This is a genomic window from Devosia sp. MDV22-iso42 (genome assembly GCF_058629155.1).
The window spans coordinates 16,975-30,699 of sequence record NZ_JBZVWR010000006.1 but is presented as its reverse complement, the minus strand read 5'-3'; the positions used below and the strand labels follow the sequence as shown (position 1 = coordinate 30,699).

The 13,725-nt window shown below is 63.6% G+C and carries 12 protein-coding genes; all 12 read right to left on the bottom strand.

The genetic code is table 11. The features are described from left to right. Positions 1-13 precede the first annotated feature (13 nt). On the bottom strand, positions 14-2,113 hold the full coding sequence (locus AC4NN3_RS01810) for an ADP-ribosylglycohydrolase family protein (protein ID WP_491925438.1): 2,100 nt from the start codon (positions 2,111-2,113) through the stop codon (positions 14-16). Between the two features lie 26 nt (positions 2,114-2,139). Further along, complete coding sequence (locus AC4NN3_RS01805; protein WP_491925437.1) at positions 2,140-3,327, bottom strand: ADP-ribosylglycohydrolase family protein; 1,188 nt, start codon at positions 3,325-3,327, stop codon at positions 2,140-2,142. 95 nt (positions 3,328-3,422) lie between these two features. Beyond that, complete coding sequence (locus tag AC4NN3_RS01800; protein WP_491925436.1) at positions 3,423-4,856, bottom strand: extracellular solute-binding protein; 1,434 nt, start codon at positions 4,854-4,856, stop codon at positions 3,423-3,425. A gap of 118 nt (positions 4,857-4,974) precedes the next feature. Beyond that, positions 4,975-5,874 (bottom strand): carbohydrate ABC transporter permease, encoded by a 900-nt coding sequence (locus AC4NN3_RS01795; RefSeq protein WP_491925435.1) that lies wholly within the window; start codon positions 5,872-5,874, stop codon positions 4,975-4,977. Further along, the gene (locus AC4NN3_RS01790; protein WP_491925434.1) at positions 5,874-6,806 is read right to left on the bottom strand and encodes an ABC transporter permease; all 933 of its coding nucleotides are present in this window, start codon (positions 6,804-6,806) and stop codon (positions 5,874-5,876) included. The genes AC4NN3_RS01795 and AC4NN3_RS01790 overlap by 1 nt, the downstream gene beginning before the upstream one ends. A gap of 89 nt (positions 6,807-6,895) precedes the next feature. Beyond that, complete coding sequence (locus AC4NN3_RS01785) at positions 6,896-7,951, bottom strand: LacI family DNA-binding transcriptional regulator (protein ID WP_491925433.1); 1,056 nt, start codon at positions 7,949-7,951, stop codon at positions 6,896-6,898. A 173-nt stretch (positions 7,952-8,124) separates the two neighbouring features. Then, on the bottom strand, positions 8,125-8,973 hold the full coding sequence (gene phnE, locus AC4NN3_RS01780; protein WP_491925432.1) for a phosphonate ABC transporter, permease protein PhnE: 849 nt from the start codon (positions 8,971-8,973) through the stop codon (positions 8,125-8,127). A 2-nt stretch (positions 8,974-8,975) separates the two neighbouring features. Next, positions 8,976-9,887, bottom strand: coding sequence for a phosphonate ABC transporter, permease protein PhnE (phnE, locus tag AC4NN3_RS01775; protein WP_491925431.1), 912 nt, complete (start codon positions 9,885-9,887; stop codon positions 8,976-8,978). A gap of 65 nt (positions 9,888-9,952) precedes the next feature. Beyond that, a complete protein-coding gene (gene phnD, locus AC4NN3_RS01770; RefSeq protein ID WP_491925430.1) occupies positions 9,953-10,873 on the bottom strand; it encodes a phosphonate ABC transporter substrate-binding protein in 921 nt (306 codons plus the stop codon). 36 nt (positions 10,874-10,909) lie between these two features. Continuing rightward, positions 10,910-11,737: a phosphonate ABC transporter ATP-binding protein gene (gene phnC / locus AC4NN3_RS01765; RefSeq protein WP_491925429.1), complete on the bottom strand. Its 828-nt coding sequence runs from the start codon at positions 11,735-11,737 to the stop codon at positions 10,910-10,912. Positions 11,738-11,806: 69 nt separating this feature from the next. Further along, on the bottom strand, positions 11,807-12,994 hold the full coding sequence (locus tag AC4NN3_RS01760; RefSeq protein ID WP_491925428.1) for an alpha-D-ribose 1-methylphosphonate 5-triphosphate diphosphatase: 1,188 nt from the start codon (positions 12,992-12,994) through the stop codon (positions 11,807-11,809). Further along, the gene (locus AC4NN3_RS01755; RefSeq protein ID WP_491925427.1) at positions 12,981-13,718 is read right to left on the bottom strand and encodes a phosphonate C-P lyase system protein PhnL; all 738 of its coding nucleotides are present in this window, start codon (positions 13,716-13,718) and stop codon (positions 12,981-12,983) included. Before AC4NN3_RS01755 ends, AC4NN3_RS01760 begins: the two co-directional genes overlap by 14 nt. Positions 13,719-13,725: the final 7 nt, after the last annotated feature.

The window sequence follows — 13,725 nt, the reverse complement described above, 5'->3', positions numbered from 1 at the left end:
TCTCCCTGGCGGCCTAAGCCGTTTCGACGATTTCGATACGCCCCACGCTCATGCGTCCCGCAGAAGCGAGGCGGATGCCGGCCATGCCATGGGCGTAGGCCGCGTCGCTGGCGGTGAGCAGGTCCTTGCCGTCGATGGCAAAGCTCAGCCTGTCGCCGGTCACCGTGAAGGCAAAATCATAGCTCCGGCCGGTTTCCGGCTTGAACGGCGCCCGGGCCAGTACGGTGCTGCCGAAATCCTCCTTGAGGATGACCACCTCGTCCCCCTCGAAACCGGCGGCATAGAAGCGGCCGGTGCCCTGCACCCGGGCCGTCACCAGCTGTGAAATGCCCGATAGGCGCTGGATATCGGCCGTCACGGTTACATTCCTGGCGTAATAATGCCCGGTCCACATATCGGCATCGCCGGCCGTATGGCCCTGAATGCGGCCAAAGCTCTTGGTCCAATGCCCGCGATTATAGGTGAACCGGGTAATGGCGCCCCATTCCTGCGTTTCTGTCTGCGGCTCGATCACGGTATGACCCGCGCCCTCGACCACGAAATCGGCCAGGAACAGGCGCCCGAGGAATTTCAGCCGGCCGAAATATTCGATCGAAATGCCGATCTCGTCCACCGCCTCGACACCCTCCGGCACGACGAAGCTGTAGTCCTGCCAGCCGCTCGCCGACGGCACGTCCCAGGCGCCGGTTTCCTCGATCGCGCCGCTCATCGTCCGCCGCACATAGGGAACGACGCGCAGGTTGCCATCGCCATTCCATGGATCGAGCCAGAGCTTGAAGCGCACCGTCTGGCCGGCATCCACCACCGGGGTAAACATGGGCCGATACCGCTCGTCGTCGAAATCGCTGCGGCGGTAGAACGGCTTCCAGAACACCCGTCCACCCTGCCCGCGCTCCAGCCGGTCGAGCTGGATTTCCAGCGACCCGCGCGAGCCCTCCACATGGCGTTCAGCGGAATGACGCAGCGAGATCTGGTTGAAGCCCTCGGTGCGGAAGCCATGCGTCGAGCCCGGCAGGTCGAAATCGAAGCGCAATCCACGCCGGGTGAAATCCTCCTGCCACAGCTGGGGCACGTCACGTCCGGCCAGCCGCAGCGCCAGTACGGTCAGCTCGCGGGCAAAGCTGGGGATGTCAACGATGTTGATGGTCCCGACAACGCCGGAGGCCACCAGGAAATCGTTGATCGGCTTGCGATACTTGTCCCAGCCCGCCTGCAGGCCCTGAAAAGTCGCGACGATAGCGGCAGCATTGCCCGCATTGCAGTCGGTATCCCAGCCGGCCATGGTGGCGATCTCGGCCGTCCGCGGCAGGTCGCCCTGGCCATAGAGGATGGCCATGATGGTTACCCCGGCATTGGGAATGATGTGGCAGACGCCCGGATAGCGGTCATAGCCCCAATCGGCGGTCAGCATGTCGCGACAGGCCCGCCAGTCCGCCGGATTGGTCTTGTGGAAGTCGATCACCGCCCGGCAGACCCGAGCATAGGTCGAGGCCGGGTCGATGGTGCCCATTGCTGTCTCGATGATCTCGTCGATGCTCTGCGCCTCAAAGGCGGTAGCAATCGCTGCGGCGCAGAAGCGCGCACCGTTGAGGCCGTCACCATCGTGGGCGACGCTTGCGGCCATGGCCGACATGTCGGCAGCGCGCTGCGGATTGCCCGGATTGACCCAGCCCCAGCTGTCGATGAATATCTGCCCGCCGATCTGCTCGGCCACGGTCGTGCCGTTCTGGGCAATCGAACCCGACTGCGGCGCGGCAATGCCGGCGCGCAGGTTGCGATAGGCCGTGTGCTCGGTCGAGACGCCAAAGCCGCCCCACCAATACATGCCATGCTCTTCGGCCGCGTAGTTGAGCCAGGTCTTGCCCACATCCTCGGCACCCGCGTCCAGCCCGTAATCGCGCAACGCACGGATGAAATAGACCGGCCCGTTGGTGTCGTCATCGGCGGCAAAGTTCTTGAAATCGCGCAGGTACTGCGTCACCTCGCCATAGGTCTTCTGGATGCGCTCATAGCTCCAGATGGTCGGCTCGACGGGGGCGCCGAGGCGCACGCCGATCGCCTTGCCGATGAAGCCGGCATAGATCTTCTCAAGGATTTGAATTTCGGAGAGCATGAACGCGTCTTTCTCGGCAATGGTGGTCAGGAAACCAGCGCTTGGACTGGTGCGGTCAGGGCGGCGCGGGCGGCGTCGCGGCTGGTGGCAATCGAGCGGTCGGTGGCAAAAATCTCGCTGACGGTGCGGGCGAAGGCATCGGCCGAAGCCAGCAGGTCGAGGCGGTTGGCGGCGTCGATCTGGGCGCGATCCGTCGCATCGATGACGCTTTCGCCATGCAGCGCACCCAGGATGGCGCCGACCATGACGCCGATGGAATCGGTGTCGCGGCCCGAATTGATGCCGTCTTCGATGGAGGGCCGGAACTTGCCGTCATTGAGCAGGCAGAATCCCAGCGCCAGCGGCAGTTCCTCGATGGCCTGCAGCCGGCTCGGCCGATAGGCGTCGGTCAGCCGACCGACCTTTTCATCGCTGTGATTGACGTCGTCGCCCATCACCGAATAGTCCGCGATTGTACTGTGGAAGTCATCGCAGACGCTGGCATGGTCGGCGCCGCTACCGCGCAGCGCCCGCGCCCTGTCGGCAATGGCGATGATGGCAGCGCGCGTGCCGTCCTTGGCAAGCCCGATGACGGTGTCCACGATCCCCTCGATCGTTGTGCCGGGCACGAAGGCCGCGGCGACGGCAGCAGCCATTACGCCGGCGGCCTCGAGGCCATAGCTTTCCTGATGCCCCGCGGCAAAGGCAATGGCCTCGTCATAGGCCGCCTTGGGATCGGCGGCATTGGCCACGCCCACCGGGGCGATGTACATGGCCGCACCGCAATTGACCATATTGCCGATGCCCCCCTGACGCGGGTCGCAGTTGGACAGCTGATGGCGCTGGAAGATCCACTTTTCCGGATAGAACAGGCGATCGATCAGCATCGCCTCGCGTTGCAGTTCGGGCACCCAGCGCTTTGTCCAGGCGATCTGGCGCACCATGCCGTCGGCCATGTCCCAGGCGTCCAGATGTCGCCGCGTATCGGCATAGATATCCATCATGGCCAGGGTCATCAGCGTATCGTCGGTAACGATGCCATCGCCCCGCACGCGGTGGTTCCGCTGCTCGGGCGGCAGATCCATCTTGTGCCAGCGTGTCATCACCGAGGTCACCCGGCCGTAGCGCGCGCGGATCTGGGCAGCGGAGAGCTTTTCCACCGGCGCCCCGAGCGCGTCGCCCAGCGCGATGCCATGCAGCATGCCGCGAACGCGTGATTGGAGGGATTGGGTCATGCTGTTTCGACTTTCAATTCCATCGCTGGTCTCCGGGCCTGAGGCCCGGCGCGTCCCTCCCCCACAGGGGGGAGGGAGCAGGCCAGAACGGCCCGTTACTGGCCCAGTACCGTTGCCGCATATTCGGCCATGCGCTGGCCGCCGGCGGCGTTATACTCGTTCACAAAGGTGTCCCACTGGTCGAGCGAGGCCTCGCCGGTGATGAACCGGGCCACCCAGGAGCGATAGACCTGTTCGGCCGCGTCCACGTCGGCCGCATAGTCGGCCGGCCAGACGAAGGCATTGTCGGCGGTGAAGCCGGCCTTGATCGTGTCGAGCGCCGCCTGTGCCGTGGGCGACAGCAGCGCCGTTGGCGGCGTCCAGTTGGCGGCATTGAAGAAGCGCGCATACCAGGTCGAGATCTGGTCAGTGAAGGTCACCGCGCCATCGGCGCCCACCGTGTGATGCACATCGACAAAACCCATGCGATCGATGTCCTGGCCTTCCTTGGAAGCCATGAAATCGAGGACGGCAAAGGCCTCTTCCTTATGCTCGGAGAGCGACGACATCGCCCAGCCGCGGGACTCCTTGGACACGTCGACCGCGGCCAGCCCCTGGCCACCGGGGCCGGATGGCACAGGCAGCAGGGCCAGTTCGATCGTCTCGCCCGGATGGGCCTGACGCATCTTGCCGGCATAGATGTCGATGACTTCCGGCGAGGAACCGAAGATCACGCCGGCCTTGCCGGTGTAGAACTTGTCTTCCTTCACGTCGAAGGTGTTGGTGACATATTCCTTGTCGTAGAGCCCCTTCTCGGCCAGGCGGGCATAGAACGCGATCTTTGCCTTTTCCGCATCGGTAATGCGGGCATTGACCCAGGCCCCATCGGCATTCTTCATCCAGGTGCCGGTGACGCCGAAGGCCTGGTTGAACACCGAGTCCAGCTCGGTCGTATTGCCGAAGCCCGTCAGGCCAAGCGTGTTGCCGGCGGTACCGTCTCCATCAAGGTCGGCGTCGTGAATGGCCTGGAATAGGGCCTCATATTCTTCCACCGTGGTCGGGGCTGCCAGACCCAACTCGTCAAGCCAGTCCTGGCGCATCACCGGCTGCGGCGCCCGCGGCGGATAGACGTAGAGCAGGTAGGGATAATTGGCGAGACGCTCCACATTATGCGGCCACAGCGCCGCCTTGATGTGCTCTGAATTTTCAATCCAGGGATTGAGGTCTTCGAGGATGTTCTGCTCGGCCATCTTCTGATCGCCACCCTGGAAATAGATGACGTCCGGGATATCGCCCGACAGCAGCATGACGCCCAGCGCGTCGACATAGGCCGACGTGCCGCCCGGCAGGTCGATGGTCTGGATATCGATGTCGTGGCCCTGCGCCTTGAGCGCAGCCTCGATGGCCTCGATCTCCTTGACGTCGTCAGGATTGGTGGTGAGCAGGTCCTTGCTCACCAGCCGGATCGTGGTCTGGGCGAAAGCCGGCCCGGCCAGCGCCCCCAGCGTGGCCATGGCGGTGGTAACCAGCAGCAGTTTCTTCAGCGTCATTTTAGTCTCCTCCCATTTATGGTTCAGTCGCACCCGCTTGCGCGGAATTCTCTTGGCCTCTCCCCTGGAGAAGAGGTCGATGGATGGCGGACGTTGAGCGGCGCCTTGCTCATCCGTCTCATCCCTTCAGTGCCCCCGACATCGTCCCCTTGGTGAAAAACTTCAGGATCAGGGGATAGATGGCCAGGATCGGCAGGATGGTGATGAAGATCATGCCCGCCTTGAGCGCGCGGATGTTGATCTGCGCCAGGCCGATATTGTTGTTGGCATTGCTGGCGCCGACGATGGCGATCTTGTCGCCCTCGATGACGAACTGCCGGAGCACTACCTGCAGCGGCCACTTCGTCTGGTCGTTGAGGTAGATCATTGAGCGGAAGAACTCGTTCCAGTGCAGCACCAGATAGAACAGCGCGATGGTGGCAAGGGCTGGCTTGGCCAGCGGCAGCACGACCATCCAGAAGGTCTGGAAGGGGTTGGCGCCATCGAGCTCGGCCGCTTCCAGCAGCTCCTTGGGAATTTCCTCGAAGAAGCGGATCAGGATGATCAGGTACCAGGCGCTGATCGCCTTATACATGATCACCGACCAGGGCGTGTTGAGCAGGCCCAGCCGCTTCATCAGGAAATAGTCCGGAATGATGCCCGGCTCGAAAACGATGGTCACCAGCACCAGGATGAAGATCAACCGACGGCCCGGCAGGCCGGGTCGCGACATGCCCCAGGCCATCAGCGCCGTACCGAAGACCCCGATGCAGACGCTGGTGGCGGTCATCCAGATCGAGTTGAACAGACCGCGCTGCACATTGGGGTGCTGCAGCAACAGGGCCCAGACATCGATGGAAAAGCCATCTGGAATGATCGCCAGGCCGGAAAAGCCCGCGATCTTGCTGGGATCGGTGAACGACAGCGCCAACAGGTTGAGCAGCGGCTGCAGGGTGAACACCACCAGCAGCAGCAGCGTCGAGACGATCAGCACATATTCGACGCGCTCGAGCGGCGTCCGGCGCGATTGGCTGGCCATTACCATACTCCCTTGCCGGTCAGGCGCTTGCTGACGAGATGCGAGGTGACGACCAGGATCATGCCGATGACCGCCTTGAACAGGCCGGCGGCCGTGGCCAGCGCGTATTCGCCGGTCGACAGCCCCATGCGGTAGACATAGGTGTCGAGGATATCGATGGCCGAGGCGTTGACGTCGTTCTGGAAGTTGATCACCTGGTTCAGGTCGGCGCTCAGAAACATGCCCATATTGAGGATGAACAGCGTCGCGATGGTGGGGATGATGCCGGGAATGGTAACGTGCCAGATTTTCTGCCAGCGATTGGCGCCGTCCATCTCCGCTGCCTCGTAGAGCTCGGGGGCGATGGCAAAGATGGCGGCCAGATAGAGCAGACTGTCCCAGCCGGCCGAGCGCCAGATTTCCGAGACCACCAGCACCCAGCGGATGGTGCCGGTATTGGTCAGGTAGTTGATGGTCCCGAACCCCATCGACTGCTGGATCTGGTTGACGGCGCCATCGGTGGGCGACAGCAGCGCGATGAACACGCCGGCGATCACCACCCAGGACAGGAAATGCGGCAGGTAGATCGCCGACTGGATGACGCCGCGCAGCTTGCCGCTGCGCACTTCGTTGAGCAGCAGCGCCACCATGATCGGCACCGGGAAGACGAAGACGATCTTCATGCCCGAGATGATCAGGGTATTGGCCAGTACCTGGTAGAAGATCGGCGACGAGAACAGCTGCTGGAAGTTCTTCAGGCCGACCCAGAGGTTGGGTGGAATGATGCGGACCTGTTCGAAGGCCATCTTGGCTTCCCAGATCGGCACGTAGTGCCAGATGAAGAAGAACAGCAGACCTGGCGCCATCATCGCGTAATACGGCCACCAGGTGCGCAATCCGCTCACCAGACGTTCACCCTTTGGGGCAATGTGCGGTGTCACATCGAATGCCATGCCCCGCTCATCAGCCGGCCAGCTCGCAGTGGGAACGTTCCCACCCAACGGTATAACAGCGACTTTTGGTCCCTCGGACTCACCCATGGTCAGACCCTCCCTGCCCCGGCAACGCGCTGAGGCGCCGCGGTTGACAGATCGGCGAGTGAGCCTCGCTCTATCAGTCGACACGGCATGTAGATGCGCCGGTGTTCCGGCTTGTGTTCTATCTCGGCGAACAGGCCTTCGACGGCCCGCTCCCCGATATCGCGGCCCGGCTTGGCAACGGTAGTCAGGCCCGGCCAGGCGAACTCGCCCGACGGAATGCCGTCAAAGCCCAGAACCGATACATCGCGCGGGCAATCGAGCCCGGCATCGCGCACGGCCATCATGGCGCCTAGCGCCATCATGTCGTTGGCGGCGAACACGGCAAGGTGGCCGACCCGCGGCTGGTCAAGCAACCGCCGCATGGCCTGGCGTCCGCCTTCGACGGTATATTCACCGTCTTCGATGGCAAGGATGGCCGGATCGACATCGCGCTCGACGCAGTGCTCGTGCACGGCCCGCAGGAAGCGGGCCCGTGCCAGACGCGACTTGGGTCCCAGGATCAGCGCTGGTGCCCTGTGCCCCCTGGCCACCAGATGGTCCAGCCCCAGCCGCACCGCCTGGGCAATGTCCGATCCGACGCTCGAGACATCGGGAAAGCGCTCGGCGCTCGAGCCGATGAAAACGCAGGGCAGACCGAACCGATCCAGATCGTCGAAATTGTCCGACACCGGATTGACGATGGCCCCATCCACCCGCGCCCGGCGCAGCGTCTTGAGGTGCGTCGCTTCGGCCTCAGGGTCCCAATCAGACGAAAACACCAGCAGCGATGCCCCGGCCCGCGCCGCCCGGTCCTGGGCGCCACGCGCCACATCGGCCCAGAACGGGTTGGTGATATCGGGAATCACCAGGCCCAGCATGCCGCTCCGGCCCGAACGCATGCCCACCGCCAGGTGGTTGCGCTCATAGCCCACTGCATTGGCAGCCGTGACCACACGTTCCCGCGTCTCGTCGGTGATGTTGGACGAACCGGCCAGCGCCCGCGCTGCGGTGCTCTTGGACACTCCAGCGCGCTCGGCAACATCAATAATGGTAGGCCGACGTGTGCGGCTTTGTCCCATGATCCATCCCATGACGTCGGCTGCAACCAGCTCTCTGCGTCATGGGAACGTTACCGCGAACGCCGCATTTGTCAACTGGCACATACCGAAACCAGGAAAAAGTTCTGAACTCCGACCTGCGCCCTTCGTGGATCAGCTGTATCCATCTGCGCTGACCGCCGGACACACGGAGGTCACTCCTGTGGGGCCGCCTGGATCAGTTTCATCCGGATGCGGCGGGAGATGTTGTCGATCACGGCCACGGTGACCAGGATCATCAGGATGATGAAGGCAGCCTCGTCCCACTTGTTGATGCGCATGCGGTCCGACAGCTGCAGCCCGATGCCGCCGGCGCCCACAATGCCCAGAATGGTCGCCGAGCGCACATTGGATTCAAAGAAATACAGCACGTGGCTCAGCATCACCGGGAATACCTGCGGAAACACGCCCAGCCGCATCGCATGGCTGTCGCTGCCGCCGCTGGCCCGCACACCTTCAACCTGCTTGTCATCGACATTCTCGATGGCTTCGGCAAAGAGCTTGCCAAAGATCATCACATCGCCCACGGCAATGGCCAGCACGCTGGCAAAGGGGCCAAGGCCGACCGCCGAGACAAAAATCAGGGCCCAGACAAGGCCGTCAATGCCCCGAAAGCCGTCGAAAACACGCCGCAGGCTGAAGTGAAACAGCCAGTTGGGCACGATGTTCTTGGCCCCCAGAAAGCCGAGCGGCAGCGCCACCACGGCGGCGATCAGCGTGCCCAGAAAGGCCATGGCCAGCGTTTCGGCAATGGCGTGGCAATATTGCCAGAAGCCATCGCCCGGCCAGGGCGGGATCATCAGGCCGACCAGCATGCCCAGCTTGGACAGGCCGTTGAGGACCCGCATGGGCGAGGCGTCGATCCACCACAGGCCGTAGCCCAGCAGGATGGCGAAGCCGAGCCACAGGCTCCAGTCACGCAGGCGCTGGGCCAGCGGGCGCGCCAGCAGCTGCGGGTTGATCCCCCTGATGCGCGCGATGTCGGATGGCGAGATGGTCTGCATGGTCAGTGCCCCGTCATGAAATGGCGGCCGATGATCCGGTGGCGAATGGATTCACAGGCGATATCGATGATCGACACTGTCGCGATGAGCAGCAGCATGATGGCGGAGATGTCGGGATATTCGAACTGCCGGATGGCAACATAGAGCTCCTGGCCGATGCCGCCCGCCCCGACAATGCCCAGGGCGGAAGCGCCGCGCACATTGATCTCGAAGCGCAGCAGCAGATAGCTGGCATAATTGGGCAGCGCCTGCGGCACCACGGCCAGGCGCATCACCATGGGCCAGTTGCCGCCGGCCGAGCGCACGCCATCGATGGGCCGCTCGTCGACATTCTCGTTGACCTCGGCAAACAGCTTGCCCAGCGACCCGGCAGTATGCACGGCGATGGCCAGCACGCCGGCAAAGGGACCCAGGCCGAAGGCAAAGACGAAAATCAGCGCGAACACCAGTTCGGGCACGGTGCGGCAGAACTCCAGCACCCGGCGGGACAGGAAATAGACCGTGGTATTGGGGGCCAGGTTGCGCGATGCGGCGAAGCACAGCAGCAGCGCAATCGCGCCGCCCACGGCAGTGCCGACAAAGCCCATCAGAATGGTTTCGACCAGCAGGCGCAGCCAGAAGCGCAGCCCCCAGTACCATTCGGCCATATCGGCGCCGAAAGTGGCGATGGACAGGCTGGGCATGGTGCCCGCAATGTAGTTCCAGGCCTTGGGCAGGCCATCCATCAGGCCGGGTAGATTGAAGTCGCTGACCATGACCGAGGCCACGAGCGCCGCCAGAAACAGCGCGCCATAGAACCCGGTCCAGAGCCGGCGGATCGTGCGCACCTGTTGATAGCGGTTTTCAAACGCAGCCAGGCGATCATGCCGGGCGTCGGTGGAGCGCGGGCCGGTGGCCGGTTCGAGCAACATCATCGGGTCATTCCTCGTCGCTGTGGCGGAATGGCACGCGAGGATGATCCCCGCGTGCCATTGCAGCATCAATTGGCGGTGCGGCGGCGTTCGGCGGCGTTGAATTCGGTAATGGCGATCAGGTCGAGATAGTCTTCATGAGCGGTCTCGACATAACCGCTCGACGTGCCGCGGGTATATTCAGCGAAGCCTTCAGGATCCGCGGTGGGGAAGGCCATCAGGGCGGCCTTGAACTCGTCCTGCAATTCCTGCGGCAGGCTGGTCAGGATCATCACCGGCGTGTTGGGAATGACGGGCGAGGTCCAGATGATGCGGGTCGAACCCTTTTCGATCAGGCCCTTGCCCTCCATGGTCTGGATATTGCCGGCAACCTCGTTGCGCCAGTGGGTCGCCACGGCTTCGAACGTGCCGTTGATCAGGGCCATGACGCTCTGCTCGTGCCCGCCTGAAAAGGCGACGTCGCCGAAATACTCGTCCGCGGGCATGCCCAGTTCCTGGGCCAGATAATAGGACGGCACGGCATAGCCCGAAGCCGAGTTGGGATCGGCAAAGGCAAAGGACACGCCCTTGACGTCCTCGAGCGTCTGGTAGTCGCTGTCGGCGCGTACGGCGATGACCGAATAGTAGCCCTTGTTGCCGTCGCCATCGAGCGTGATGGCGACCGGCGCGACGCCTTCACCCATGATCTTGCGGGCCAGGGCATAGGCGGCCGGGCCGACTGAAGCGATATGCACATGTTCCGAGCGCATGGCCTCGATGATGGCAGCATAGTCGGTGCCGCGCACGATCTTGACCGGCACGCCCAGCGCTTCGCTGAGGTAATGGGCATAGGGCTCGTTGCGGGCGATGGCGTCGGCTTCGTTCTCGCCCGAGGAAATGCCGATGGTCAGCTCGGGATATTGCTCGCGCCAGTCCTGGGCCAGGACGGGCGACATGACGGCAGCCGAAATCAGCACGGCCGCTAGGCCGTGGCGCAGGTAGGTGAACATAGCAATGCTCCAGTTGATGGGTTTGGGTGGCGACGCCTACTCGACGTCGGCCATTTGTCGTTGCATGTCGGCCTTGGCCGTCATGTGGGCAGCCATGGTTGAGGTCAGGTTCTCGTCCACGGTATCTTCGTTGTCGCCGCCATAGATTTCCTGGATCACCCGGGAGGTCAGCTGGGCGGGCGTGCCATCGAACACCACCCTGCCCTGCGCCATGCCGACAATGCGGTCGCAATAGGCCCGGGCGGCATCGAGCGTGTGCAGATTGCAGATCACGGTGATCTTGTCCTGCTGGTTGATGGTGCGTAGCGCGTCCATCACCAGCTGTGCATTGCGCGGGTCCAGCGAGGCAATGGGCTCATCGGCAAGGATCATCGAGGGATTCTGGATCAGTGCCCGGGCAATGGCGACGCGCTGCTGCTGGCCGCCCGACAGGGTGTCAGCCCGCTGCAGCGCCTGCGGCAGCAGATCGAGGCGATCGAGCGCCATGCCCGCGGCGGTGCGATCCTGCGCCGAAAAATGCTTGAACATGATGGGCAGGGTGGCGGCAGTCCCGATCCGGCCTATCAGCACATTGGTGAGCACGTCGAGCCGGTTCACCAGGTTGAATTGCTGGAAAATCATCGTGCAGCGCGAACGCCAGGCCCGCAGCTCGCGGCCGGTCAGCTTGCCGATATGGGTATTCTCGAACACGATATCGCCCTGTCCGGTGCTGGCGAGGCGGTTGATCAGGCGCAGCAGCGTGGATTTGCCCGCCCCTGACCGCCCAATGATGCCGACCATCTGGCCAGCAGGAAAGCTCAGGGAGACATTGTTGACCGCAATGGTCTGGCCGAACGTCTTGGTGATTTTCCTCAGTTCAAGCATGTCACTACCTTTTCGCGAGGACGTCTGGTCTTCAGGCTGTGTTGAAGCTAACCGGCTTGCATGACACCGTTAACTCATTCGAATGACACCACGGTGACGGATCGGGGCCATGCTGCCGTCGGAATAGACCACCGCGCCCTTGCAGATGGTGGTGCGCACATGGCCCACGCCGGTATCGTCGGCGATGATGAGATCAGCGCGCAGGCCCAGGGCGATTTCGCCGCGGTCCTCAAGGCCCAGTACGCGGGCCGGATTGCGCGTGGCCAGCCGGGTCGCGCCGGCCAGGCCATCGGGATCGGTATTGCCCAGCACCAGCACGGCCGGCAGCATGGCGGAGGGGTGGTAGTCGGCAGCCAGCAGGTCGAGCAGGCCATGGGCATGGGCCTCGCGGGCCGACAGATTGCCCGAATAGGAGATGCCGCGCAGCGCATTGGGGGCGCCCATGGCATTGAGCATGCCGCGCCCATGTGCCTCGCGGGCCGCCTCGAGCGTCACCGGGAACTCGCTGATATTGGCGCCCAGCGCCTGCATCCGCGCCACCTTTTCCACGGTATCGTCATCATGGCTGGCCAAGGGCACGCCATGAAGTGCGCAGTATTGGGCAATCGCGCGCAGCGTGGCGGTCAGGTCGCCCGCTGTTTCCTTCCGGTCGCGGATACGCTGGTCAAGATTGGCCTGAGCCTGCTCGAGGGTGATGCCCTTGGACTTGGCCAGATTGGCCGCCTGCAGCGCTAGGTCGCGATACTGACCCTGCCCCGGCGTATGATCGCACAGCGAGATCAGATCCACCGCGCCCTCGGCAATCAGTTCCTTGACCACCGACAGAGCGGCCGGAAACGTCACCTCGAAGCGGGCGTGTACGCGGTGGTCGACCAGCAGCTCGGCCTGGTGCGCCCGCAGCGCCCGGATCATTTCGCTGGTGAAATCATAGGAGCGCATATGGCCATAGGTCGATCCGGGGCTGAACGATACGGCCGCATAGGCGGTGGTAATGCCCGAATTGGCCAGCTTGCGATCGAGGTCGCGCAGGCCCATTTCCATCGGCATGCGCACATTGGGCCGCGGCTCGATCTCGCGTTCGATCATGTCGCCATGCATGTCGATCAGGCCGGGCATCAGCAGCAGGCCCTGTCCGTCGATATCAGCGTGCTCGACCGGGGTCTGGCGGATTTCGACGATCAGACCGTCCTCGACGCGCAAGGCACCATGGTCGATGACGTGGTCGGCAAGGACAATGCGGAAATCAGACAGCCACATGGCTCAGCTCCATGGCGGCAGAGACGGGATGGGTGGCCAGGTCGATCTCGCGATCGATGAGGTCGGCAACGTCGCCGGGATGGTGGAATACGCCGACAATGGCGACCCCGGCGGCCTTGAGGTCGGCGAGACGCCGCACCAGCGCGGCCCGGGCGCCGACATCGAGCGAAGCGGTCGGCTCGTCGAGCAGCAGCAGGCGCTGCGGCAGGATCAGCGCACGGGCCAGGTTGACCTTCTGCTGCTCGCCGCCGGAAAAGGTACTCGGATAGGCGCGCCAAAGTTCGGGCCGTACGCCGAATTCGCCCAGCCAGTGCCGCGCCTGCTCCAGGGCGTCATCGGGCGCATAGCCGGCCAGCCGCAGCGGTTCGGCGACAATGTCCTGGGCGGCAACGCGGGGACGGGCATTGAGGAACTGCGTGACAAAGCCGATTTCCTGGCGGCGCAACAGCGCGATGTCGACATCGGCGGCGCGCGCCAGGTCGATGCCGCCAAGGCCGGACTGGTACCAGATATGGCCGGCCACCGGCAGATAGCTGCGCCACAGCGTGCGCAGCAGCGTCGACTTGCCGGCACCATTGCGGCCCTTGAGCAGCAGGAACTCGCCCGCATGCAGGTCAAAGCTGATGCCTTCAAAGGCATGCAGCATGCTGTCGAGGTGATACATGCGGAAGGTTTTGCTCAATCCGTCGACGCGCAGCAGGGGCAGATGGTTGTCTTGTGTCATGGCGGCA

Excerpts from the sequence above, each read along its gene's own strand:
- AC4NN3_RS01805 (WP_491925437.1), bottom strand. The coding sequence starts at position 3,327 with ATGACCCAATCCCTCCAATCACGCGTTCGCGGCATGCTGCATGGCATC.
- AC4NN3_RS01810 (WP_491925438.1), bottom strand. The coding sequence starts at position 2,113 with ATGCTCTCCGAAATTCAAATCCTTGAGAAGATCTATGCCGGCTTCATC.
- phnC (WP_491925429.1), bottom strand. The coding sequence starts at position 11,737 with ATGCTTGAACTGAGGAAAATCACCAAGACGTTCGGCCAGACCATTGCG.
- AC4NN3_RS01790 (WP_491925434.1), bottom strand. The coding sequence starts at position 6,806 with ATGGCATTCGATGTGACACCGCACATTGCCCCAAAGGGTGAACGTCTG.
- AC4NN3_RS01785 (WP_491925433.1), bottom strand. The coding sequence starts at position 7,951 with ATGGGACAAAGCCGCACACGTCGGCCTACCATTATTGATGTTGCCGAG.
- AC4NN3_RS01795 (WP_491925435.1), bottom strand. The coding sequence starts at position 5,874 with ATGGCCAGCCAATCGCGCCGGACGCCGCTCGAGCGCGTCGAATATGTG.
- phnE (WP_491925432.1), bottom strand. The coding sequence starts at position 8,973 with ATGCAGACCATCTCGCCATCCGACATCGCGCGCATCAGGGGGATCAAC.
- AC4NN3_RS01755 (WP_491925427.1), bottom strand. The coding sequence starts at position 13,718 with ATGACACAAGACAACCATCTGCCCCTGCTGCGCGTCGACGGATTGAGC.
- AC4NN3_RS01800 (WP_491925436.1), bottom strand. The coding sequence starts at position 4,856 with ATGACGCTGAAGAAACTGCTGCTGGTTACCACCGCCATGGCCACGCTG.
- phnE (WP_491925431.1), bottom strand. The coding sequence starts at position 9,887 with ATGATGTTGCTCGAACCGGCCACCGGCCCGCGCTCCACCGACGCCCGG.
- phnD (WP_491925430.1), bottom strand. The coding sequence starts at position 10,873 with ATGTTCACCTACCTGCGCCACGGCCTAGCGGCCGTGCTGATTTCGGCT.
- AC4NN3_RS01760 (WP_491925428.1), bottom strand. The coding sequence starts at position 12,994 with ATGTGGCTGTCTGATTTCCGCATTGTCCTTGCCGACCACGTCATCGAC.